Source organism: Cupriavidus oxalaticus (assembly GCF_016894385.1).
In the GTDB taxonomy this organism is placed as follows: domain Bacteria; phylum Pseudomonadota; class Gammaproteobacteria; order Burkholderiales; family Burkholderiaceae; genus Cupriavidus; species Cupriavidus oxalaticus.
Genome location: NZ_CP069812.1, coordinates 2,648,510 through 2,672,113, shown reverse-complemented (window position 1 = coordinate 2,672,113; position 23,604 = coordinate 2,648,510). Strand labels below are relative to the sequence as shown.

Sequence of the window (23,604 nt, the reverse complement as noted above, 5' to 3'; positions counted from 1 at the left end):
TGGACTCCTGGTCAGTGAATGCGTCCTGGAAGGACCGGGGACGTTTCCGGGGCGGGGGCAGGTGCGCTCTGGCGCACGGCGGCGCGGCGGCCGACGGCCACGACGGCGATCACCGCCACCGCGAAGGCGATGGTGGGGGCGTCAAGCGGCTCGGCCAGGATCAGCGCACCGCCCGCCAGCGTCAGGAACGGCTGCAGCAATTGTATCTGCCCGACGCGGGCCACGCCGCCTTTTGCGAGGCCGGCGTACCAGAAAAGGAAGCCGATAAACATCGAGAACACCGAAACATAGGCCATGCCGGCCCAGGCACGCGGCGACGCCGCGGCGATCGCCGGCAGGTCGCGCAGCGCCAGCCAGGCCACCGCCGGCACCAGCACCGGCAGCGATGCCACCAGCGCCCAGCTGATCGTTTCCAGCCCGCCCAGCTCGCGCGACAGCTTGCCGCCCTCGGCATAGCCCAGTGCGCCCAGCACCACCGCGGCGAACAGGTACCAGTCGGCGTGCTGCAGGCCGCCGGCGCCCTGCCAGACGGCAAAGCCGACCACCAGCGCGCTGCCGGCCACGGCCGACAGCCAGAACCCCGCCGACGGCCGCTCGCGCCCGAACCAGGCCGCGAACACGGCCGTGGCGAGCGGCAGCAGGCCGACCACGATGGCACCGTGGCTGGCCGGCACCTCGCGCATCGCCAGCGACGAGAACACCGGGAAGCCCACCACCACGCCCAGCGCCGTCACGGCCAGCCGCGGCCACTGGCCGCCGCGCGGGCGGCGTGCCGCGGCCAGCGCACCGCGCATGGCCAGCAGCGCCAGCGCCGGCAGCGCGGCCAGGACGGCGCGCGCCAGCGCGACAAAAATCGGGTCCAGCTCGGCCACCGCCAGGCGCGTGAACGGCAGCGTCTGGCTGAAGATGGCCACGCCGATGAAGCCGAGCAGCATGCCTCCGGAAGGGGGCGCGGCGGGTATCGAAGCAGGCGAGGAGGTGTGCGGAGAAGTGTGCAGGGAAGTGTGCGGAGAAGTGCGGGAGGAAGCGGGCATGGTTGGCCTCTTGTGTTCCTGTGTTTCTTGTCGTTCGATTCAATGCACGCCGGGCCGGGCGCTGACGGCGATCCACAGCGCGGTCAGCGCCAGTGCCGCGCCCATGGCACGGTTGAACCAGCGCACGCGCTCGCCCTGGCGCAGCCATTGCCGCAGCGCCGCGCCCAGCACGCCGTACACGCCGTTGCTGACGAAGCCCAGCAGTGCGAACACGCCGCACACCAGCAGCATGCGCTGCAGCGGCGCGGGGGCGCCTGCCATGTAGGACGCCGCCACCGCCAGCGCCAGCATCCACGCCTTGATGTTGGCGTACTGCAGCACGGCGGACTGCCACACGTTCAGCGGGCGCAGCACCTGCTTTTCGGCCAGCGCCGTGCTGCGCGCGATCTTCCACGCCAGCCACAGCAGGTAGGCCACGCCGGCCAGGTGCACCACCGACGACAGCGTCGGTTGCCCAAGGATCAGCGCGCCCACGCCCACCGCGCACAGGGCCAGGATGCTGGCAAAGCCGAACGCCACGCCCAGGCAGTGCGGCAGCGTCGCGCGCAGGCCGAAGTTGGCGCCGGTCACCGCGGCAATGGTGGTGTTGGGGCCGGGCGTGAACAGGCCGACCGTCAGCAGCGTCAGCAGGGCCAGGAACTGCGCCGCCGTCAAACCGGTAAGCAGGCCAGAGGTTGCGGCGGTCATGCGAACGCCTCCAGCACGCGGCGGTTGGCGCGGCGCTTCCTTCCGATGCCTTCGGGGCTGGCAGCGAGCGTGGCAGCTGTGCGGGGACCGAGGCAGCGATCGTCTTCGGAACGCTTGCGGGTCGCGGACATCGGTGTCTCCTTGGGGATTCTTGTTTCTTGCGGGGGTTTCAGTTTCGGGCTGACAGTGCGCCAGCGTCAGGCTTGATGGTAGCCAAGGTAGTCGGTACAGTACCGGTACAGTTGTGCGGATCGTCTTCAGTACAGTTGCAGGAGCAGCACATGGATACGAACACCCGGGACGCGGCCACTACCGCCGCGAACCCCCAGCAGCATGGCGGAAGCGGCGCGCGCGGCACCACCGCACCATCCGAGGGACGCCCGCTGCGCCTGGTTCTGCCGCCCACGGAGCGGTTGCCCGACCCCATCCCCTCGGCACAGATGACGCTGGTCGAGCAACTGACCGAATGGGCCCGCATGCGCATCGACGAACGCGTGTTCCGCGCCGGCATGCGCATGCCGTCGATCCGCCAGCTGGCGCAGGAAAAAGGCATCTCGCGCTTTACCGTGGTCGAGGCCTATGAGCGGCTGGTGGCGCTTGGCTACCTCGAATCGCGCCGTGGCTCGGGCTTCTACGTGCGCGAGCGTACGCCGGCCGTCCCCGCCGCGCCGGTGTCGTCCAACGCGGCCGAGGCGCGCAATATCGACGTCACCTGGCTGCTGCGCAGCATGTTCCATACCGCCGAGGCGCACAAGGCGCCGGGGCTGGGCTTCTTGCCCAACGAGTGGCTCGACGGCGAACTGATCGCCAGCGCGCTGCGCGGGCTGGGGCGCCAGCCGGGCAATCATTTCCTGGCCAGCGGCACGCCGCAGGGCTTCCTGCCGCTGCGCCAGCAGCTGCGCACCCGGCTGGAGGAGCTGGAGATCCGCGCGGGCGCCGAGCAGATCGTGCTGACCTCCGGCATTACCCAGGCGCTCGACCTGATCGCCCGGCTTTACCTGCAGCCCGGCGACGCCGTGCTGGTCGGTGACCCGGCGTGGTTCGTGATGTTCGCGCGCTTTGCCGCGCAGGGCGCGCAGGTGATCGGCGTGCCGTACACCGCCGAGGGGCCGGACCTGGAGGCGCTGGAGCGCATCGTGCAGGCGCGGCGGCCGAAGCTGTTCGTGATCAACTCGGTGCTGCACAACCCGACCGGCACCTCGCTGTCCGCCGCCAAGGCGTTCCAGCTGCTGAAGCTGGCCGAGCAGTACGACTTCCTGATCGTCGAGGACGATATCTACTGCGACCTGTGCCCGCCCGGCCACGCCGCTACCCGGCTGGCCAGCCTGGACCAGTTGCGCCGGGTGATCTACCTGGGCAGCTTCTCCAAGACGCTGGCGGCCAACCTGCGCGTGGGCTTTATCGCCGCGCCCCCGGAGATGGCATCGGCGCTGACCGACAGCAAGCTGCTGGCGGGCCTGGCCTCGCCCGAGATCAACGAGCGGGTGCTGTACAAGGTGCTGACCGAGGGGCATTACCGCAAGCATGTCGAGCGCGTGCGCACCCGGCTGGACCGCGCCCGCGACGAAACCCGGCGCGAACTGGAGCGGCTGGGCCTGCGCCTGTTCCCGGGCCAGCACGCCGGCATGTACCTGTGGGCGGATACCGGCCGCGATACCAACGCGATTGCCACCGCCGGGCATGAAGAGGGCTACCTGTTCGCCCCCGGCAGCCTGTTCTCGCCGTCGCAGATGCCGTCGGGATGGATGCGCTTCAATGTCGCCAGCAGCGGCGACCCGGACATGCTGCGCTTCCTCGCGCGCCAGCTGGAGCGGCTCTGAGCCCTCGTTGCCCTGCACGCGTTACATTCCCCGGGCCTTGAAAAATGGCCCGGGCGGCCCTATTTCTGCCGTCACCGGCCCCCGACGGCCACCCGACCATCCCAGATTCCCCTGTTTTTCGAGATTCAAGAGGAGAACCATGACCGCACCGCACGAGACGATGAGCTTCCAGGCGGAAGTGAAGCAACTGCTGCACCTGATGATCCACTCGCTGTACAGCAACAAGGAAATCTTCCTGCGCGAGCTGGTCTCGAATGCTTCGGACGCCACTGACAAGCTGCGCTTCGAGGCGATCGCCAATCCCTCCCTGCTGGAAAACGACGCCGACCTGGCCATCCGCATCGAGGCCGACGCCGCGGCGCGCACGCTGAAGATCACCGACAACGGCATCGGCATGAGCCGCGACGAGGCGATCCGCAACCTCGGCACCATCGCCCGTTCGGGCACCAAGGAATTCTTCCAGCAGTTGTCCGGCGACCAGCAGAAGGACGCCGCGCTGATCGGCCAGTTCGGCGTGGGCTTCTACTCGGCCTTTATCGTCGCCGACAAGGTCACGGTGGAAACCCGCCGCGCCGGCGTGGGCGCCGAGGAGGCCGTGCGCTGGGAAAGCACCGGCGACGGCGAGTTCAGCGTCGACGCGATCGCGCGTGCCGAGCGCGGCACCACCATCACGCTGCACCTGCGCGAGGGCGAGGACGATTTCCTGTCGGCCTGGCGCCTGAAGAGCATCATCCAGAAATACTCGGACCATATCTCGCTGCCGATCCGCATGCCCAAGGAAGTGTGGGATGCCGAGGCCAGCAGCTACAAGCGCACCGACGAGTGGGAAAGCGTCAACCAGGCCAGCGCGCTGTGGACCCGCAGCAAGTCCGACATCACCGACGAGCAGTACACCGCGTTCTACCAGCACATCGCGCACGACAACGAGACGCCGCTGGCCTGGACCCATAACCGCGTCGAAGGCCGCAGCGAATACACCCAGCTGCTGTACATCCCGGCGCGCGCGCCGTTCGACCTGTGGGACCGCAACCACAAGGCCGGCCTGAAGCTGTACGTCAAGCGCGTCTTCATCATGGACGACGCCGAGCAACTGCTGCCGGGCTACCTGCGCTGGGTCAAGGGCGTGGTCGATTCCGCCGACCTGCCGCTGAACGTGTCGCGCGAGCTGCTGCAGGAAAGCCGCGACGTCAAGGCGATCCGCGAAGGCTGCACCAAGCGCGTGCTGTCGATGCTGGAGTCGCTGGCCGACAGCGAGGACGAAGCCGAACGCGCCAAGTACGACACCTTCTGGCAGCAGTTCGGCCAGGCGCTGAAGGAAGGCGCAGGCGAAGACCAGGCCAACCAGGAGCGCGTGGCCAGGCTGCTGCGCTTCGCCTCGACGCACAACGACACCGCCGAGCAGAACGTGGCGCTGGCCGCCTACGTCGGCCGCATGAAGGAAGGCCAGGACAAGATCTACTACGTCACGGCCGACACCTGGTCCGCGGCCAAGAACAGCCCGCACCTGGAAGTGTTCCGCAAGAAGGGCATCGAAGTCCTGCTGCTGACCGACCGCGTCGACGAGTGGATGCTGTCGTTCCTGCGCGAATTCGACGGCAAGGAACTGGTGTCGGTGGCGCGCGGCGACCTCGACCTGGGCAAGCTGGCCGATGAAGCCGAGAAGGCCGAGCAGGAGAAGGCCGAGGCCGACTGGAAGGACGTGGTCGAGCGCGCCAAGACCGTGCTGGCCGGCAAGGCCAAGGACGTGCGCGTGACGCTGCGCCTGACCGAGTCGGCATCGTGCCTGGTGTCGGACGAGGGCGACATGAGTGGCTACCTGCAGCGCCTGCTCAAGCAGGCCGGCCAGAAGGCGCCGGACGCCCAGCCGATCCTGGAGCTGAACCCGGAGCACGCGCTGGTCAAGAAGCTGCGCGATCTTCCGGAGGGCGATGCCTTCAGCGACCGCCTGCAGGTGCTGTTCGACCAGGCGCTGCTGGCCGAAGGCGGCATGCTGGAAGACCCGGCCGCCTACGTGCAGCGCGTCAACAAGCTGCTGGCCTGAGGCATTGCTGCTGGTTTGCTCCCCGCTCCCCCGCCTCTCCCATAAATGGGAGAGGGGAGACAACCCTCGCTGCCGTTCGCGCTGCCGGCAGCCCGAGCTCTTTGCCATGCCAGACACCATCCCGCCCCAGGCCGACCTGCACCAGGGCCTGCCGCCCGTCATCGACACCCACACCCGCGTGCTGGTGCTGGGCAGCTTTCCCGGCGCCGCCTCGCTTGCCGCGCGCCAGTATTACGCCCATCCCCGCAACCAGTTCTGGCCGCTGATGGCCGCGCTCACCGGCGAGCCGATGCCGGCGCTGCCGTATGCCGAACGGCTGGTGCGGCTGCTGGCCCATCGCATCGGCGTCTGGGACGTGCTTGGCGCGTGCATGCGCGAAGGCAGCCTGGACAGCAATATCCGCTACCCGCAGGCCAACGATTTCACGCGGCTGCGCCAGCTGGCGCCGGCGCTCGAGCGCGTCGGCTTCAACGGCGGCACATCCGGGCGTTTCGCGCCGCAGTTTGCCGCGCAGGGCTATCAGACGGTGGTGCTGCCTTCATCCAGTCCCGCGCACGCGGCGCGCAATTTCGAGCAGAAGCTGGCGCTGTGGCGCGCCTTGGTGGCGTAGCCCGGCTCGCCTTCCTCCTCGGCTTGGGACCGCGCACGTGTGATGCATCCCGTATTGCCGTGGGCCATGGTGCCCCTATACTGCAATCGAGTGACGAATCATTCGAAACCGGGGGTATCGATCGCTCCTTGTCGTGCGCCTTGCGGCTCACACTTTCGGCCGCAGGGCGATGATGCATCGAAAGTGAGCGTAATAGGCGAGCAAGGGGGCAATCATGTTCAAGCATCTCCTGCTGGCGGTCGATGGCTCCGACCTGTCTGAATCTGCCTTTCGCAAGGCAATCGTGCTGGCGCGGGAAACGGACGCGCAGATCACCGTGGTGCGTGTCTGTCCGAACTACCACGTGCTGACCTATCAGGTCGAAATGCTGGAGGGCACCCGCGAAACCTACGTGAAGAAGGCCTGGGAAGATGCCACCCGCTACCTGCGCGGCCTGGCCGACGAGGCCGGCGCCGCAGGCGTGAAGTGCGATACCACGTACGCCGTCAACGACCATCCCTACGAAGCCATCATCAAGGCCGCCGAAGAAAAGGACTGCGACCTGATCGTGATGGCCTCGCACGGACGACGCGGGGTCCAGGGGCTGCTGATCGGCAGCGAAACCCTGAAGGTGCTGACGCACAGCAAGATCCCGGTGCTGGTCTACCGGTAAGCTTGCGGCCTTGCGGCCAACCGCCGGCTTGCGGGCTGGCGCGGGGCCGTATTTTTGCCGGTCGTGGTCGCTTCTGGCATGCTGACGGCCTGTCCCAATGCCCGGCCACCGTGCCCGCAAGCCGCCATGCCACTTTCCGACTGGACCCATGAAGCCATCCGCAAGATCGAGGCGGATTTCAACCGCTCCGCGGACACCCACCTGATCCCGCTGGATTTGCCGGGCTACCCCGACATCCGCGTCTACTTCAAGGATGAATCCAGCCACCCGACCGGCAGCCTGAAGCACCGGCTGGCGCGCTCGCTGTTCCTGTATGCGCTGTGCAATGGCTGGCTGCGTGAGGGCAGCACGGTGGTGGAGGCTTCCAGCGGCTCGACCGCGATTTCCGAGGCGTATTTCGCCAGGCTGCTGGGGCTGCCGTTCGTGGCGGTGATCCCGGCCGGCACCTCGCGCGCCAAGTTCGAGGCGATCGAGTTCTATGGCGGGCGCTGCCACCTTGTCGACAGCCCGTCGGAGATCTATGCCGCGTCGCACCGCATCGCGCAGGAGACCGGCGGCCATTTCATGGACCAGTTCACCTACGCCGAGCGCGCCACCGACTGGCGCGCCAACAACAATATCGCCGAATCCATCTTCAAGCAGATGGCCGAGGAGGAGCACCCGGTGCCGGCCTGGCTGGTGTCCAGCGGCGGCACCGGCGGCACCATCGCCACGCTCGGCCGCTACGTCGCCTATCGCCGCCACAAGACGCGCGTGCTGTGCGTCGATCCGGAAAACTCGGTGTTCTTCGATTATTTCCGCAGCAGCCTGGCGGGCAAGCCGGAGCCGGACCTGTCGCTGCCGACCGGCTCGCGCATCGAGGGCATCGGCCGGCCGCGCGTGGAACGCTCGTTTATCCCCAGCTGCATCGACGCCATGCTGAAGGTGCCCGATGCGCTGTCGTTTGCCGCCATGCGCTACCTGGCCAGGCGCTTCGGCCGCCGCGTCGGCGGCTCGACCGGCACCAACTTCGTCGGCGTGCTGTACCTGGCGCAGCAGATGCGGGCGGCAGGGCAGGCCGGTGCCATCGTCGCGCTGCTGTGCGACAGCGGCGATCGCTATGGCAATACCTATTACGACGAAGACTGGTATGCCGAGCAGCGCATCGCCATCGACGCCGCCGATGCGCTGGTGGCGCGCGCGGTGAAGGGTGAGGCGGTGCTTACGCCGCAGGTGGTGGCGGGGCTGCAGCCGGCCGGCGCCGGCATTCCGGGCTGAATGCAGGGGAATCGTGCCGCCGTCTTTCTGTCAAAATGCCGGCGGCCAGCGCTTCGGCGCCGATCCTTGCTCCACTGATGACCCAATGACCCCATAGGGTGACTTATTCATGCGTATCTTCGGTATCAGCATCCATATCATCGTTGCGTTGTTCTTCGCCGTGCATGCGGTGCGCACGCACCAGAACATGTACTGGCTGCTGATCCTGTTCCTGTTCCCTGGGCTGGGCAGCCTGGTCTATTTCTTTGCGATCTTCCTGCCCGAGCTGCGCCAGTCGCGCGGCGCGCGCGTGGCCACGCGTGCCATCTCGCAGCTGGTCGACCCCAACCGCGCGGTGCGCGAGGCCCGCACCGACTTTGACCGTGCCCCGACCGTGGCGCACCGCATGCGCCTGGGCGCCGCACTGCTCGAAGCCGGCGAGCCGGCCGAGGCGCTGCAGCACTACCAGGCCGCGGCCAACGGCCCGTTTGCCTCCGATCCGGCGCTGCTGCAGGGGCTGGCGCAGGCGCAGTTCGCCACCGGCGACGCGGCCGCCGCGCTGCTGACGCTGGAAAGGCTTTTTGCCGCCAGCCCGCATGCGCGCCAGCAGCCCGGCCCCGCCTTGCTGTATGCTCGCGCGCTGGCTGCCACCGGCGCGCCGGGTACGCGCGCGGCGTTCGAGCAGGCGCTGACCAGCGCCAGCGATGTTGCGCCGCGCTGCCTGTTTGCCGACTGGCTGGCAAAGCAGCCCGATGCCGCCGACCGCGAACGCGCGCGCGAGCTCTATGCCGAAATCGTCCACGACGCCCGCCACTGGCCGCGCCATGCCCGCGAACACAACCGCGAGTGGCTGCAGCGCGCGCAGGCGGCGCTGGGCAAGTGAGGCGCTTGCCCAGCGCCCCGTGTACGGCAGCCGATGTATTTCTCGACACTATGACCCTACTGAAACGCAAATCGATTGAAGCCGTGGCCTCGCGCCGTCCGGCACGTGGCACCCGCAACCGTGGCGAGACACCTGCGCGCGAAGAAAAACGCATGACGCCGCGCTTTGCGCCGGTGACCTTCTCGGAACTGGACGGCGTGCGCTACCTGCATTTCGGCACGGAGTGGGTGCAGGGCGCGATGCGCCTGCGCAAGCCGGATGCGATCGAACTCGAATACGCGCAGCAGATGATGGCGTGGCTGCTGTTCCTGTCGCCTTCGGTGGATGAGTTCCACGTGGTGCAGCTCGGCCTGGGGGCCGCGGCGCTGACCAAGTTCTGCCACCGCCAGTTCAGCCGCGCGCGCGTGACCGCGGTCGAGCTGAACCCGGCGGTGATCATCGCCGGGCGCAGCATGTTCGGCCTGCGCCAGGACGACGCGCGCCTGACCGTGCGCGAGCAGGACGCGTGGGACTACGTGATGGACGGCACCCACGCCGATGCCATCGACGTGCTGCAGGTGGACCTGTACGACGCCACCGCGCGCGGCCCGGTGCTCGACACCACCGCGTTCTACCGCGCCTGCCGCCGCACGCTGAAGGCGCCGGGCGTGATGACCATCAACCTGTTCGGCGACCACGACAGCTTCCCGAAGAATATCGAGCGCATCTGCGAAGCCTTCGACAACCGGGTGCTGGTGTTTCCGGAGGTGCATGACGGCAACATCATTGCAATGGCGTTCAACGGCCCGGAGATCGATGTGGCGTGGGAAGTGCTGGAAGCGCGCGCCGACGTGGTCGAGCCCACCACGGGGCTGCCGGCGCGGGACTGGGTGCGGAAGCTGCACGCGGCGAATGCGCGGCAGGAAGAGCGGTTGAGGATCTAAGCAAAAACGCAAAAAGGGGAGAGCGGTGTTGGGTGCGCCCAAGCCGCCCGAGCTAGCCCAAGCAAGAGCAAACCGCCAGCAGGCGGATGCCCTCACTCCTTGTGGAAAAACTGCGCCAGCGACCACTCGTCCGTCCGCGCCTCATACTTCAGTCCCTTCTTCATCGCCCACATCGCCAGCTGGCTGTGCGACGGAATGATCGCGTGGTCGGCCAGCGCAAACTTGGCCGCCGTGCGTGCGTTCTCCTCGCGCGCCTTCTCGCTGGAAACGGTGGTCAGCGATTTCTCGATCAGCTGGTCCAGCTGCGGGTTGCTGTACTTGCCCCAGTTCCACGTGCCATATCCCGTCTTGGGATTGGGCGTGCCCGTGATCGAGCGCAGCGCCACATCTGCCGCCGCCGAACCCCACCCTAGCATCTGGAAGGCAAAGTCGCCCTGCCGCGCGCGCGTGAAATAGGCCGCCACCGGCAGGGTCTCGACCCTGGTCTGGATGCCGATGCGCGTCAGCATGCTGGCGGTGGCCTGCGCCACCGCGGCGTCGTTCAGGTAGCGGTTGTTGGTGGCGTGCAGCGTCAGCCCGAAGCCGTCCGGGTAGCCCGCGGCGGCCAGCAGCTTTTTGGCGCCTTCCGGATCATAGGCTTCGGGCTTGGTGCCCGGATGCCCGAAGATCTGCGGCGACACGATCGACGACGCCGGCACCGCCAGCCCCTCCATGATGCGGTTGACGATGGCGTCGCGGTTCAGCGACTTGCTGATCGCGGCACGCACGCGCGCGTCCTTGAACGGGTTCTTGCCCAGCGGCTTGCCGGCCTTGTCGGTGACGAAGGGCGGGTTGTCGCGCGACTGGTCCATCTGCCAGAAGATGGTGCGCCACGAGACCTGCTGCTCGACCTTGAACTTCGGATTCTGCCTGAGCCTGGCCACGTCGGCCGACGGCACGCTTTCGATCACGTCGACATCGCCTGCCAGCAGCGCCGAGCTGCGCGCGCCGTTGTCGGTGATGATGCGGAACACGGCGCGGTCCCACTCCGGCTTGGGCCCCCAGTAGTTGGGATTGCGCTCCATCACGATTTCCTGCCCGCGCGCGAAACGCACGAACTTGAACGGCCCCGTGCCGATCATGGCCTTGCCCGAGTCGAAATCGGCCTGCGTCAGCGTGGCGGCAACCTTTTTCGGCATGATCGGCACGCTGTTCAGGTCGTTGGCCAGGTTGGCGTAGTTGGGCACGCTCATAGTCAGGCGCACCGTCAGCGGATCGGGCGTGTCGATGCGGGCGATCGGCTTGGTGTAGCTGGTGAACGAGCCGGGGCTGTTGGTCAGCTTGTCCGGGCGCTCCAGCGAGGCCTTGACGTCTTCGCTGGTGAAGGGCGAGCCGTCGTGCCACTTCACATTGGGGCGCAGCTTGATTTCCCAGGTGATGGCATTGACCGGCTTCCACGACAGCGCCAGGCCGGGGATATAGCGGGCGTTCTTGTCCATGAACACCAGCGATTCGAAGACATGCAGCGCGATCGCGTTGTTGGGGCCGGAATTGTTCCAGTGCGGGTCCATCGAGGTGACGTCGGCGGCCAGCCCGATGCGCAGGTCCTCGGCGTGGGCGGCGCCGGCGGGCACCAGCGCCAGGGCGGCACAGGCGGCACTGCCCAGCACCAGCGCGGCGGTGGCGTGGAACAGGGTGCGGCGGGCGGGCTGGCGGGGCGTGGCGGTGGTCGATGGCATGGGACTGGCTCCTCGTACGGGTCCGGCGCTTGTGGACGGGTTCTCAGGCGGTTTGTCCCGCATTGTGCCGCTAAAGTGGCATGGTTGCAGCCTCCGATGCAAAGCTGCCGGGTTTGGCGCCGGTAGAATGGAGGCCATGTTTGCCAATTCCCGCACCATTGTCTCGGCGCAGTCCGATGTCCACGAACACCTGGCCGCGCGTGTCGCGCGCCACCTGGCCGAACCGTTCCGCAAGCCCGTCGGCGAAGCCAGCCGGCGCGCGCTGAGCATAGCGCTCGACAACTGGCAGCAGGCCGGCGGCGCGCCGCTGATCCTGGATGCCGGCTGCGGCGTGGGCGAAAGCACGCTGCGCCTGGCGACGGCGTTTGCGGACCATTACGTGATCGGCGTCGACCAGTCCGAAAAGCGCCTGGCCGCCGGCAAGGACTGGTGGGGCGAGGCGGCGATGCCGGCCAATTTCTGCTGGGCGCGGGCCGACCTGGTCGATGTCTGGCGCATGCTGCAGGCCGACGCGGTGCCGGTGGCGCGCCACTACGTGCTGTATCCGAACCCGTGGCCAAAGATCGGCCACCTGGGGCGGCGCTGGCAGGGCCATGCGGTGTTCCCGGCGCTGGCGGCGTGCGGCGATTACCTGGAGTGCCGCAGCAACTGGCAGGTCTATATCGACGAGTTCGCGCAGGCGCTGGCGCTGGTGGGGCGTCCGGCGCAATTGGTCGAGCCCTGGCAGCCGGCGCAGGCGATGACGCCGTTCGAGCGCAAGTACGCGGCGTCGGGACATGGGCTCTGGCGCTGCGTCAGCGAGCGCGGCGCCTGAAGACAGCCAGGAAACAAAAACGGCCCACGATGTGGGCCGTTTGCTTGCTTGGGCGGAAGGCGCTCAATGGAACAGCGGCTGCTGCGTCGGCGCGTCTTCCGGCAGTTCCGCATGCACGATCTCGCCATTGCGGTCGGCATACAGCGGCGTGCCGCAATCCTCGCAGTATTCCGGATCGAACAATGCCGCGTGGCGGAAGATGTCTTCCACGCCGGCATTGCGCAATTCTTCGCAGATCTGCTCGAGCGGGTTGCCTTTCTCGTCGGCATCGACTTCGCCGGCTTCGCGGCCATAGACTGGCCAGACGATGCCGTAGATCACGTCCTTCTCGCCGCGCATGGTGAAGCCGACGCGGTATTCCTCGACCACTTCCTCGCCGAACGCCGCCACCACCGCTGCCAGCTGGCCGGCGGAGATATCCAGCGTGCCGGCCAGGTAGTTGACGGCGGCGCGCACCGTCAGCGGGCGGATGCTCTTGTCCGATTCACGGCACGACAGGAAGAAGGCGTCGGGCAGCAGCAGCTCGAACTCGCAGCCCGGCAGCAGCAGCGCCACCGACGGCTGGACCTGGCTGCGCCATTGCTCCAGGCAAACCGAGCGCTCGGCATGGTGCTCCTTGGCATCTTCCTGCCAGCGGAACAGCGCCTGCTCGTGCGGGGCCACCACCACGGCCAGCAGGTAGCGCGGGTCGGCCAGGATCGGCGCGGTCTCGGGCAGGTCGCGCAGGTCGACCTTGGGCACCGAGCCGGCCAGCGCGGCCGCGGCCAGCTTGTGCGTCAGCGCAAACGTGTCGCTGTGGGTGCGCGGCAGCTGGTCGATGCTGTACAGGTACGGCGACAGCGCCACCTTGGTGGCGGAAGCCAGCACATGTGCCTGCAAGTGCACGGCCAGCGTCTGGGCCAGTTCCGGCTTGAGCGCGCCCGAGGGGATGGCGTAGCGCGTGTGCGCCAGGATCGGCGCGGCGATCAGCAGCGCGTCGTAGCGCTGGCCATCGACCTCGATGGTGGCCGATTCGGCCAGCGTCTCGGCCTGCTCGGCCAGCACGTCCGAGGCGTCGGCGTTGTGCTTGAACAGGTGTTCCAGCGCCGCGTCCAGCGCGGTCTGGCTACCGTTCTTCAACAGGCGGCCCAGGCGCTGCGACAGCCGCCGTTCCCAGTAACCATCCTCCATGCGGCTGCCCGATGCGTCGAGGGCGAGCGCATCGGCCACCAACCGCTCGGCGTCGGGCGAAAGACGTGGGGAAGCCTTGGGGCGAAAACCTGCCATAGAAAGAAACCGTCCGTTTATGCGTAAAACGGTATTCTACTCGTTGCGTTGACAAGCGGGCCGCACGATGCGTGCGCTTGCCGCTGGCGAGGCCGGAGAATCGATCTTATTTCTGTTCGCTGGCTGCCGGCGCCGCCGGTGCGTGGGTCTCGACGCCGTGCTGCTCGCCGGACATCGAAACGTCGCTGCCGCCCTTGGTCAGCAGGTAGAGGGCCGCGCCGGCAATGACGATGAACGCGATGATGATCTTTGCCATGTTGTCTCCAGTGTCTGTCTGAAGCGGGGTGGTCCCGCCTCCGGGTCATTGCGACCACTGTTCTTTGGGACAAAGTGTGGCAGCACTGCCTTGCGTGGAACTTACACGCTCGCGCGTGATTCCCGGCTCACACGGCGCGCCATGACAAACACCGCCTGCCGCGGCCCCACATATCGGGCCGGCAGGCGGCGCTTGCTTGTGCGAACCGCGGGCGTCAGGCGGCCAGCAACTGGCGCAGCACGAAGGGCAGGATGCCGCCGTGGTTGTAGTAGTCGACCTCGATCGGCGTGTCGATGCGCAGCAGCACCGGCACGCGTTGCACATCGCCGTTCGCGCGCTTGATCACCAGCACCAGATCCTGCTGCGGCTTGAGATCGCCCTCGATCCCTTCGATGTCGAAGGTCTCGTTGCCGGTGATACCCAGCGTCTGTGCGCTGTCGCTGCCCTTGAACTGCAGCGGCAGCACGCCCATGCCGACCAGGTTGGAGCGGTGGATCCGCTCGAAGCTGCGCGCCACCACGGCCTTCACGCCCAGCAGCTGCGTGCCCTTGGCCGCCCAGTCGCGCGACGAGCCGGTGCCGTACTCCTCGCCGCCGAACACCACCGTGGGCGTGCCCTCGGCGATGTATTTCATGGCCGCGTCGTAGATCGACATCTGCTCGCCGGTGGGCTGGTGGATGGTGAGGCCGCCTTCCACGCGCGCGCCGTCCGGCTTGGGCGGGATCATCAGGTTCTTGATGCGCACGTTGGCGAAGGTGCCGCGCATCATCACCTCATGGTTGCCGCGGCGCGAGCCGTAGCTGTTGAAGTCGGCCTTGAGCACGCCATGCTCCTGCAGGTACTTGCCCGCGGGTGAGGTGTCCTTGATCGAGCCGGCCGGCGAGATATGGTCGGTGGTCACCGAATCGCCGAAGATGCCCAGCGCGCGCGCGCCGCGCACGCTGGCCGTGGCGCCCGGCGGCTCCAGGCTGAAGTCCTGGAAGAAGGGCGGCTCGGCGATATAGGTCGACCTGGGCCAGTCGTAGACCTGGCCCTTGGTGCCCTGGATCGCGCCCCATAGCTTGCTCGGCTTCTTGACCTGCTCGTAGTTGCCCTTGAAGGTCTTGGCGTCCATCGCGAACTTCATCAGCGCGTGGATTTCCTCCGAGGTCGGCCAGATGTCGCCCAGCCAGATGTCGCGGCCGCCCTTGCCCTTGCCGACCGGCTCGGTCATCAGGTCGCGCGTGACATTGCCGGCGATGGCGTAGGCCACCACCAGCGGCGGCGAAGCCAGGAAGTTGGCGCGGATGTTCGGGTGGATGCGCGCCTCGAAGTTGCGGTTGCCGGACAGCACCGCGGCCGCCACCAGGTCGTTCTGGACGATCGCCTCGTTCAGCTCGGGCGTCAGGTCGCCGGCATTGCCGATGCACGTGGTGCAGCCGTACGCGGTCACGCCGAAGCCCAGCTTTTCCAGGTACGGCAGCAGGCCCGCGGCCTTCAGGTATTCGGTGACCACGCGGCTGCCCGGCGCCAGCGAGGTCTTGATGTGCGGCGCCACTTCCAGCCCGGCTTCCACCGCCTTCCTGGCCAGCAGGCCGGCCGCCAGCAGCACGCTGGGGTTGGAGGTGTTGGTGCACGAGGTGATGGCGGCGATCAGCACGTCGCCGTTCTTCACTTCGATGCCGTTGCTGGTGCGGTAGGGCTGGTCCAGCTCGGCCGGATCCTTGTTGAAGCCGTTCTCGGCCACCGGCTTGCTGAACAGCGACGCGAAGGTGCTCTTGACGTTGCCGATCTCGATGCGGTCTTGCGGGCGCTTGGGCCCGGCCAGCGACGGCGCCACCGTGGACAGGTCCAGCTTCAGCGTCGTGCTGAAGTCGATGTCGCCGGCCCGGGGGACACCGAACATCTGCTGGGCGCGGAAGTAGCCTTCAAAGGCGTCGATTTCTTCGTCGGTGCGGCCGGTGCCGCGGAAATAATCGATGGTCTTTTCGTCGACCGGGAAAAAGCCCATGGTGGCGCCGTATTCCGGCGCCATGTTGCCGATGGTGGCGCGATCCGGCACCGACAGGCTGGCCGTGCCTTCGCCGAAGAACTCGACGAACTTGCCGACCACTTTCTCCTTGCGCAGCATCTCGGTGATGGTCAGCACCAGGTCGGTGGCGGTGACGCCTTCGCGCAGGCGGCCGGTCAGCTCCACGCCGACCACGTCCGGCGTCAGGAAGTACACCGGCTGGCCCAGCATGCCGGCCTCGGCCTCGATGCCGCCGACGCCCCAGCCGACCACGCCGATGCCGTTGATCATGGTGGTGTGCGAATCGGTGCCGACCAGCGTGTCAGGGTAGTAGACCCCATCCTTCTTATGAACGCCGCGCGCCAGGTATTCCAGGTTGACCTGGTGCACGATGCCGAAGCCCGGCTGCACCACGCCAAAGGTGTCGAACGCCTGCATGCCCCACTTCATGAACTGGTAGCGCTCGTTGTTGCGCTGGAATTCCAGCTGCATGTTCAGGTCCAGCGCCTTCTTTTCGCGGAAATGGTCGACCTGCACCGAGTGGTCGACCACCAGGTCGACCGGCACCAGCGGCTCGATCTTCTTGGGATCCTGGCCCATCTTCTCGGCCACGTTGCGCATCGCGGCCAGGTCGGCCAGCAGCGGCACGCCGGTGAAGTCCTGCAGCACCACGCGGGCCACGACGAACGGGATCTCGTCGACACGCTCGGCATTCGGCTTCCAGCCGGCGAGCTGCCGGACGTGTTCTTCGGTAACTTTCTTGCCGTCGCAGTTGCGCAGCACGGCTTCCAGCACGACGCGGATCGATACCGGCAGGCGCCCGATGTCCAGGTCCAGTTCTTGCGCCAGTTGCGGCAGGGAATAGAACTGGCCCTTGCCGGAAGCGCCGATCTTGAATTCTTTTAGCGTGTTCTTGAGGTTGTGGGGCATTGCCGTACTCCGATCGAAGGATGATGCGATGGCATTTGGCTCGGACCTCTGAAACTGGATTCAGACCCCCGGTGCGCTGCCGCGGCATGTGACCGCGGTCCGAGGTCGGCAGCGCACTGCAACTGCATACTCTAACCGCCGCGCGGCTTTGCCGCCACCCGGTCTCGATCGGCCGGGCCGCGGCCGTGCCTCTTGCGGCGCGACAGCGTCCCCCGGCGGGTGGCCCCGCCCGCAAGGCAAAAGGGTGCCGGCGGCCGGAATTCAGGCGGCCGCCGGCACCCTGCAGGGATTTACTGCTTCGGCGCCGCGCTCTGCTGGGTCGCGTCAGGCTGTTGCGCCTGCTGCGGCTGGATCGTCGGGCCGCCCGGGGGCGTGACCAGCAACGGGGCGCCAACCGGGGCGCGCAGGCCGCCGGCCTGGGTCGGGGCTGCGGCGCCTGCCTGCATGGCGGCGTTCTGGCAGTCGTCGGCCAGGCGCTGGCCCAGGTTCTTGTTGAACAGCATGGCCTTGCCCGGGATCACCACCAGGTCCAGGCCGGTGCGGGCGTCATAGTAGCGGTCGGCGCCGGTCACGGTGGACTGGCGCGGCAGCTTGTAGTCGCGGCCTTGCCAGTGCACGGTCAGGATTTCGTCGCGCAGCATGTCGCCCGAGATATAGAGGCTGTTGCCCAGTTCGCACTGCCACTTTTCACCGGTCGGGGTGACAGCGGCGGCGGCGCCGGCAGCGGCGGCGGTGCCGGCTGCTGCCTTCTTCTTGGTCGAGGACTTTTTCTTGGCAGCCGTGGGCTTCTTGGCCGGCTCCTGCGCCATCACGGCGGTGGCAGTGGTCAGGCTGAACGCGCCGATGCAGGCTGCAAGTACGAGATGTTTCATTTTGTGAGTGCCTCTCGGATTCTGAAATCTGGTCTGTTTGTCGTTCGCCGCCGTCACATCGGGCGGCGCCTGGGATGGAAGTCCGCCGCTATTCTCTACGATTTGCCTGGGCCGGCGAAGTGCGCTGGCCTTTGGTTACATAATCCGGGTGTCCGGTTAGTCCGGGTTCACTTACGCTTGCCGATCGGCACGAATTTGCGGTTTTCGGGGCCCACGTAGCTGGCGCTGGGGCGGATGATCTTGTTGTCGATGCGTTGCTCGATGATGTGCGCGGCCCAGCCCGAAGTGCGTGCGATCACGAACAGCGGCGTGAACATCGCCGTCGGCACACCCATCATGTGGTAGCTCACCGCGCTGAACCAGTCCAGGTTCGGGAACATCTTCTTGATGTCCCACATGACCGTTTCCAGGCGCTCGGCGATGTCGAACATCTTCATCGAGCCGGCATCCTTCGACAGCTTCTTCGCCACTTCCTTGATCACCTGGTTGCGCGGGTCGCTGATGGTGTACACCGGGTGGCCAAAGCCGATCACGACTTCCTTGTTCTCGACGCGGCGGGTGATGTCGGCCTGGGCCTCGTCCGGGTTGTCGTAGCGCTTCTGGATCTCGAACGCGACTTCGTTGGCGCCGCCGTGCTTGGGGCCGCGCAGCGCACCGATCGCGCCGGCGATCGACGAGTACATGTCCGAACCCGTGCCGGCGATCACGCGGGCGGTGAAGGTCGAGGCGTTGAACTCGTGCTCGGCGTACAGGTTGAGCGACGTGTTCATGGCGCTTTCCCACAGTGCCGACGGCTTCTCGCCGTGCAGCAGGTGCAGGAAGTGGCCGCCGATGGAGTCATCGTCGGTTTCCACTTCGATGCGCTTGCCATTGTGGCTGTAGTGGTACCAGTACAGCAGCATCGAACCGAGGCTGGCCATCAGGCGGTCGGCAATGTCGCGCGCGCCCGGGGTGTTGTGGTCGTCCTTTTCCGGCAGCACGGTGCCCAGCACCGACACGCCGGTGCGCATCACGTCCATCGGGTGGGCGCTGGCGGGCACCCATTCGAGCGCGGCCTTGACGTTGGCGGGCAGGCCGCGCAGCGACTTCAGCCTGGCCTTGTAGGCGGCCAGTTCGGACTTGGTCGGCAGCTTGCCGTGCACCAGCAGGTGGGCGATTTCTTCGAACTCGCAGGTCTCGGCGATATCGAGGATGTCATAGCCGCGGTAGTGCAGGTCGTTGCCGGTACGGCCGACGGTGCACAGCGCGGTATTGCCGGCGGTGACGCCGGACAGCGCGACGGATTTCTTGGCTTTCGGTGCCGTGGGCCCTGTTGTGGCGGCCGGTGCTGCGGTCTTCGAAGCGGACATCCGGGTCTCCTTCGGTCGCGTCCGTGACTTGTTATTGTGGCGGTGTCAGGCGAAGAACAGCGCTTCCACATTGTCCGGCAGCGGCGTGCCGGTGGCCTGGGCGCGCTGCAGCAGCGACCAGTAATAGCGGTAGCTGGCACGGTCGTGCAACTGGCCGTCGTGGCGGATCGGCGCCCAGTTGTTCTCGTGGGCCGCCAGCAGGATCTGGCTGGCGGCGCCGATTTCTTCCGCACCCGGCCGGAAGGCGGTGACAATCGGCTCGATCTGGCCCGGATGGATGCTCCACTTGCGCAGGTAGCCGAACTCGGCGCGCGCGCGCAGCGCATCGTCGCCCGCCCGCTGCGGCGCCTGCACATCGGTGCTGACATTGTGCGACGGCACTTTGCCGTGGCGATGGCAGGCAGCGGAGATTTCGAGCATGGCGCGGCGGATCAGCGGATGCTCGAACTGCTGCGGCGAGCGCATGGCATCGCCGGGAATCGCGCCGTGGTGCGCCGAGACGAAATCCATCAGGCCGAAGCTCAGGCATTCCACCTGCACCAGCGCGGCGATATCGAAGGCCTGCTCGAGCGCGGCGTGTGTCTCGATCAGCACATGGATCGGGATATGGCGGGCGATGCCGGCATTGCGCGCCACCTGGTTGACATGGTCGGTCACGCGCGCGACCTCGACCACGTCGGTCACCTTGGGCACGACCACGTAGGCCAGCCGGGCGCCGGCGGCACGCACCAGCACGTCGACATCCTGGCGCCAGCTCGGGTGGGAGGGGTCATGGATGCGCACGCCGACGCGGTTGTGCGCGTTCAGCGTGCTGTTGACCAGCTGCGCGCACAACTCGGCATGCTCGCGCTCCTGGCCAACGGCGGCGCCGTCCTCGCAGTCGAAGGTGATGTCGAAGACCGGCCCAAGCTCTTGCTGCAGGGCAAGCGACTTGCGCATCAGCTTTTCGCTGCCCGCATAGTGGTCACACACCGGCAACTGGACCGGGATGGCTTCGCCCTGGAACAAGACCTCGGATGGATGCACGGGAATTCAGTTGGGTTGGGGTTGGACGGGAGGGCACATCATAGCGCCCCGATATGAAAAAAACCGGGGTCCGCGCCGATTCTTGAATCGTTGCGGAACCCCGGTCTTTCCTGGAACGCGCTGAAGATCAGCCCAGCAGGTGCTGCACGCCGGCCTTCTCTTCTTCCAGTTCGTTCAGGGTGATGTTGATCTTTTCCTGGCTGTAGGCGTCGATCTCCAGACCCTTGACGATCTCGTACTTGCCGTTGGCGCAGGTCACCGGGTAGCCGAACATGGTGTCGGCCGGGATGCCGTATTCGCCGTTCGACGGGATGCCCATGGTGACGACCTTGCCGTTGGTGCCCAGCACCCAGTCATGCACGTGGTCGATGGCGGCGTTGGCGGCCGAGGCGGCCGACGACAGGCCACGCGCCTCGATGATGGCGGCGCCGCGCTTGCCGACGGTCGGCAGGAACACGTCGTTGTTCCACACCGGGTCGTTGATCATGTCCTTGACGCTCTGGCCGTCGACGGTCGCGTAGCGGTAGTCGGCGTACATGGTCGGGCTGTGGTTGCCCCACACGAACATCTTCTCGATCGACGACACCGGCTTGCCGGTCTTGGCGGCGATCTGCGACAGGGCACGGTTGTGGTCCAGGCGCAGCATGGCGGTGAAGTTCTCGCGCGGCAGGTTCGGTGCCGACTTCATGGCGATGTAGGCGTTGGTGTTGGCCGGGTTGCCGACCACCAGCACCTTGACGTTGCGGCTGGCGACTTCGTCCAGTGCCTTGCCCTGCACCGTGAAGATCTGGGCGTTGGCTTCGAGCAGGTCCTTGCGCTCCATGCCCTTGCTGCGCGGACGGGCGCCAACCAGCAGGGCCACGTCGGCATCCTTGAAGGCAACCTTGGGGTCATCGGTGATGACCACACCGGCCAGCAGCGGGAACGCGCAGTCTTCCAGTTCCATCACCACGCCCTTGACGGCGGCCTGGGCTTGCGGGAGGTCGAGCAGTTGGAGGATGACCGGCTGGTCTTTGCCCAGCATGTCGCCGTTGGCGATGCGGAACAGCAGGGAATAGCCGATCTGGCCAGCGGCGCCGGTCACTGCGACGCGCATTGGGGCTTTAGCCATGAGTAAATCTCCAAACGATAGAAGGGGGTAACCGGTCGGCGGCACGCCGTCGCCAACTCAAGGCGGCGTGCACGCCGGTTGCTGGTTGTCGCCACAGCGGGGAGCGGCCGTCCGCCGGAACCAGGTGGCGGGGCCACGGGGCGGAACCGGTGAGGGAGAGCCACAACGGGTCATGGTGATGCAACGAAGCGTAAGTCTACTGCGAAGCGAGCCGCCATTTCCAGACCGATTTCCGGTCCGGGCCGCGGGGGGAGGGTGCCGGGTCAGGCATCCGCCGGCGGCACGAGCACGGCTTTCACGGCATTCGCGGGCGTGGACCAGCGCGAGTGTAGGCCCGGCCTTACTGGCTGTCAATTCATATGTCTTATATAAGACATAAGACAATTAACGTCAGGCTGGCGCCCGCCGCCCTTTTGTGGTGAAATCCCGGCTATGTCCTCCCTGTCTACGTCCCTCTCCGGCGCTGCCGTTCCCGGTGCGCAGGATTCTGGCGCGGCCACCGCTGGCGCCGGGACGCAGCCGCCTTCGTCGACTTCGGCCACCCCGCCGGCATCCGCTGCGCCCCAGGCCGCCGCCCAGCCGGGCCCGCAGGCCGCCCCGTCGCCTACCTTCAGTCCGCTGTACCAGCAGATCAAGGCGCTCATCATGCGCAGCCTGCAGTCCGGCGAATGGAAGCCGGGCGAGATGATCCCCAGCGAAATGGAACTGGCGGCGCGCTACAAGGTGAGCCAGGGCACGGTGCGCAAGGCCATCGACGAACTCGCCGCAGAGAACCTGGTGGCGCGCCGGCAGGGCAAGGGCACCTTCGTGACCACGCATCATGAGGACGTGGTCAAGTTCCGTTTCCTGCGCCTCGTCCCCGACGAAGGCGAGCCCCATTACGGCGCCAGCCACGTGCTGGAGTGCAAGCGCCTGCGCGCGCCCGCCGAGATCGCGCGGCTGCTCGATATCCGCACCGGCGACAGCGTGGTGCAGATCCGCCGCGTGCTGAATTTCTCCGGCGAGTCGACCGTGCTCGACGAGATCTGGCTGCTGGGCGTCAACTTCAAGGGCCTCACCGCGGAAAAGCTGACCGAGTGGAAGGGGCCCATGTATGCATTGTTCGAGGCGGAGTTCGGTACGCGCATGATCCGCGCCTCGGAAAAGATCCGCGCCGTGGCCGCCGACGAGACAGCGGCCGAGCTGCTGTCCGTGCCGGTGGGTGCGCCGCTGCTGTCGGTCGAGCGCGTGTCCTATACCTACGGCGATCGTCCTGTCGAGGTGCGCCGCGGGCTGTATGTGACGACGAAGCACTACTACCAGAACGACCTGAGCTGAGTCATGGCGCCGGCATGATCCCCACGCCGGCGGCGATTATTGCGGCTTTTGTGAGGGTGATGCGGGCTGTTGCGCAGCGCAAGTGAATGTTGCGTGGCAATTGCCATGTCATGTGCATGGTGTGCGATTGTCGGGCGGCGCATGTTGTTGCGCGATAGCTGAAAATTATTGGTGCAGCGCGCAACAAAGGCGCTAAAATCTTGTGGATTTGCCTCAGTGCATCCCGCTGCATGCAGGCAATGGCAGTTTCGTTTCTTTGTTTACCGCTAATGGGGTCTCGCATGGCTGAAGCCGTCAAACAAGCCAGGCCGGAGTTCCGGAATATCGGTATCTCGCAGATCGCGAAATACCGGTTGCCCTGGGCCGGCAAGGTATCCATCCTGCATCGCGTGAGCGGTGCGTTGATGTTCCTCCTCCTTCCCTTCGTCCTGTATCTGTTTGAGCAGAGCATCACCTCCGAACTGAGCTTCGCAAAGTTCTCGGCCCTTCTGTCCGGTGGCTTTGTCAAGCTGGTTGTGCTGGCCCTGATCTGGGGTTATCTGCATCACTTCTGCGCTGGTATCCGCTTCCTGCTGCTGGATGTGCACGTCGGTGTCTCCAAGCCCGCTTCGGCTAAGTCTGCCATCAGCGTGCTGGTTGTCAGCCTGCTGCTTACCCTGATTTTCGGCCTGAAGCTGTTCGGCCTGTTCTGAGGAGAATCAAGGTGGCAAATAACAATATCGGTCCCAAGCGTCTTGTCGTCGGTGCCCACTACGGCCTGAAAGACTGGCTCGCGCAACGCGTCACGGCCGTGATCATGGTGGTCTTCACCGTGATCCTGGCCATTGCCTTCCTGCTGTCGAACGGCGCTTCGTACGAAGCGTGGGCAGGGCTCTTCGCCAACCAGTGGATGAAGATCATCACGTTCCTGACCATCCTGTCGCTGCTGTATCACGCCTGGATCGGCGTGCGCGACATCTGGATGGACTATGTGAAGCCGATGGCGGTGCGCCTCGTGCTGCAAGTTCTTACGATTCTGTGGCTCGTCGGTTGCGCGGGCTACGCTGCTCAGATTCTCTGGAGGGTGTAA

23 protein-coding genes are annotated in these 23,604 nt (G+C 66.6%); 11 read left to right on the top strand and 12 right to left on the bottom strand.

Annotation, left to right across the window (positions count from 1 at the left end):
• Window positions 1–11: 11 nt before the first annotated feature.
• The 3 genes from JTE92_RS24790 to JTE92_RS30680 form a co-directional block, all read right to left on the bottom strand.
• Window positions 12–935, bottom strand: a complete 924-nt coding sequence (locus JTE92_RS24790; RefSeq protein WP_063242045.1) for a DMT family transporter — start codon at window positions 933–935, stop codon at window positions 12–14.
• A gap of 138 nt (window positions 936–1,073) precedes the next feature.
• Window positions 1,074–1,721, bottom strand: coding sequence for a LysE family translocator (locus JTE92_RS24785; protein ID WP_063242046.1), 648 nt, complete (start codon window positions 1,719–1,721; stop codon window positions 1,074–1,076).
• Window positions 1,718–1,852, bottom strand: a complete 135-nt coding sequence (locus JTE92_RS30680; protein ID WP_255286420.1) for a hypothetical protein — start codon at window positions 1,850–1,852, stop codon at window positions 1,718–1,720. Before JTE92_RS30680 ends, JTE92_RS24785 begins: the two co-directional genes overlap by 4 nt.
• 150 nt (window positions 1,853–2,002) lie before the next feature.
• On the opposite strand from JTE92_RS30680, the gene JTE92_RS24780 reads away from it, so the two are divergent.
• From JTE92_RS24780 to JTE92_RS24750, 7 genes are all read left to right on the top strand, one after another.
• Window positions 2,003–3,541: an aminotransferase-like domain-containing protein gene (locus JTE92_RS24780; RefSeq protein ID WP_063242047.1), complete on the top strand. Its 1,539-nt coding sequence runs from the start codon at window positions 2,003–2,005 to the stop codon at window positions 3,539–3,541.
• A gap of 139 nt (window positions 3,542–3,680) precedes the next feature.
• Complete coding sequence (gene htpG / locus JTE92_RS24775; protein ID WP_063242048.1) at window positions 3,681–5,582, top strand: molecular chaperone HtpG; 1,902 nt, start codon at window positions 3,681–3,683, stop codon at window positions 5,580–5,582.
• Between the two features lie 106 nt (window positions 5,583–5,688).
• Entirely contained in the window at window positions 5,689–6,192 is a 504-nt protein-coding gene (locus JTE92_RS24770; RefSeq protein ID WP_063242049.1) for a DNA-deoxyinosine glycosylase, read from the top strand.
• Window positions 6,193–6,406: 214 nt separating this feature from the next.
• A complete protein-coding gene (locus tag JTE92_RS24765) occupies window positions 6,407–6,844 on the top strand; it encodes a universal stress protein (protein ID WP_063242050.1) in 438 nt (145 codons plus the stop codon).
• 126 nt (window positions 6,845–6,970) lie between these two features.
• The gene (locus tag JTE92_RS24760) at window positions 6,971–8,101 is read left to right on the top strand and encodes a PLP-dependent cysteine synthase family protein (RefSeq protein WP_063242051.1); all 1,131 of its coding nucleotides are present in this window, start codon (window positions 6,971–6,973) and stop codon (window positions 8,099–8,101) included.
• A 109-nt stretch (window positions 8,102–8,210) separates the two neighbouring features.
• Entirely contained in the window at window positions 8,211–8,963 is a 753-nt protein-coding gene (locus tag JTE92_RS24755) for a tetratricopeptide repeat protein (RefSeq protein WP_063242052.1), read from the top strand.
• A 50-nt stretch (window positions 8,964–9,013) separates the two neighbouring features.
• Complete coding sequence (locus JTE92_RS24750) at window positions 9,014–9,886, top strand: class I SAM-dependent methyltransferase (protein ID WP_063242053.1); 873 nt, start codon at window positions 9,014–9,016, stop codon at window positions 9,884–9,886.
• A gap of 92 nt (window positions 9,887–9,978) precedes the next feature.
• On the opposite strand, the gene JTE92_RS24745 is transcribed toward JTE92_RS24750, so the two are convergent.
• The gene (locus JTE92_RS24745; RefSeq protein WP_063242054.1) at window positions 9,979–11,604 is read right to left on the bottom strand and encodes an ABC transporter substrate-binding protein; all 1,626 of its coding nucleotides are present in this window, start codon (window positions 11,602–11,604) and stop codon (window positions 9,979–9,981) included.
• 127 nt (window positions 11,605–11,731) lie between these two features.
• On the opposite strand from JTE92_RS24745, the gene trmB reads away from it, so the two are divergent.
• Window positions 11,732–12,418, top strand: coding sequence for a tRNA (guanine(46)-N(7))-methyltransferase TrmB (trmB, locus tag JTE92_RS24740; RefSeq protein WP_063242055.1), 687 nt, complete (start codon window positions 11,732–11,734; stop codon window positions 12,416–12,418).
• Between the two features lie 63 nt (window positions 12,419–12,481).
• Here trmB and JTE92_RS24735 read toward each other — a convergent pair whose 3' ends face one another.
• The 7 genes from JTE92_RS24735 to JTE92_RS24705 form a co-directional block, all read right to left on the bottom strand.
• Window positions 12,482–13,684: a DUF2863 family protein gene (locus JTE92_RS24735; protein ID WP_063242056.1), complete on the bottom strand. Its 1,203-nt coding sequence runs from the start codon at window positions 13,682–13,684 to the stop codon at window positions 12,482–12,484.
• Window positions 13,685–13,790: 106 nt separating this feature from the next.
• Window positions 13,791–13,940 (bottom strand): hypothetical protein, encoded by a 150-nt coding sequence (locus JTE92_RS24730; protein WP_167525712.1) that lies wholly within the window; start codon window positions 13,938–13,940, stop codon window positions 13,791–13,793.
• 214 nt (window positions 13,941–14,154) lie between these two features.
• Window positions 14,155–16,860, bottom strand: coding sequence for an aconitate hydratase AcnA (gene acnA / locus JTE92_RS24725; protein ID WP_063242057.1), 2,706 nt, complete (start codon window positions 16,858–16,860; stop codon window positions 14,155–14,157).
• A 290-nt stretch (window positions 16,861–17,150) separates the two neighbouring features.
• Entirely contained in the window at window positions 17,151–17,732 is a 582-nt protein-coding gene (locus JTE92_RS24720; protein WP_063242058.1) for a hypothetical protein, read from the bottom strand.
• Window positions 17,733–17,899: 167 nt separating this feature from the next.
• Window positions 17,900–19,081, bottom strand: a complete 1,182-nt coding sequence (gene prpC, locus JTE92_RS24715; RefSeq protein WP_204620465.1) for a bifunctional 2-methylcitrate synthase/citrate synthase — start codon at window positions 19,079–19,081, stop codon at window positions 17,900–17,902.
• Window positions 19,082–19,126: 45 nt separating this feature from the next.
• Window positions 19,127–20,107, bottom strand: a complete 981-nt coding sequence (locus JTE92_RS24710; protein ID WP_063238350.1) for an HpcH/HpaI aldolase/citrate lyase family protein — start codon at window positions 20,105–20,107, stop codon at window positions 19,127–19,129.
• Window positions 20,108–20,234: 127 nt separating this feature from the next.
• Window positions 20,235–21,218 (bottom strand): malate dehydrogenase, encoded by a 984-nt coding sequence (locus JTE92_RS24705; protein ID WP_063238349.1) that lies wholly within the window; start codon window positions 21,216–21,218, stop codon window positions 20,235–20,237.
• Window positions 21,219–21,650: 432 nt separating this feature from the next.
• Between JTE92_RS24705 and JTE92_RS24700 the strand changes: the two genes are divergently transcribed.
• Complete coding sequence (locus tag JTE92_RS24700; protein WP_063238348.1) at window positions 21,651–22,535, top strand: GntR family transcriptional regulator; 885 nt, start codon at window positions 21,651–21,653, stop codon at window positions 22,533–22,535.
• Window position 22,536: 1 nt separating this feature from the next.
• Here the strand turns inward: JTE92_RS24700 and JTE92_RS24695 are convergent, their stop codons facing one another.
• A complete protein-coding gene (locus JTE92_RS24695) occupies window positions 22,537–22,818 on the bottom strand; it encodes a hypothetical protein (RefSeq protein ID WP_147318574.1) in 282 nt (93 codons plus the stop codon).
• On the opposite strand from JTE92_RS24695, the gene sdhC reads away from it, so the two are divergent.
• Complete coding sequence (sdhC, locus tag JTE92_RS24690; protein ID WP_012353373.1) at window positions 22,817–23,227, top strand: succinate dehydrogenase, cytochrome b556 subunit; 411 nt, start codon at window positions 22,817–22,819, stop codon at window positions 23,225–23,227. The genes JTE92_RS24695 and sdhC overlap by 2 nt on opposite strands.
• 11 nt (window positions 23,228–23,238) lie before the next feature.
• Window positions 23,239–23,604: a succinate dehydrogenase, hydrophobic membrane anchor protein gene (gene sdhD / locus JTE92_RS24685; protein ID WP_029049202.1), complete on the top strand. Its 366-nt coding sequence runs from the start codon at window positions 23,239–23,241 to the stop codon at window positions 23,602–23,604.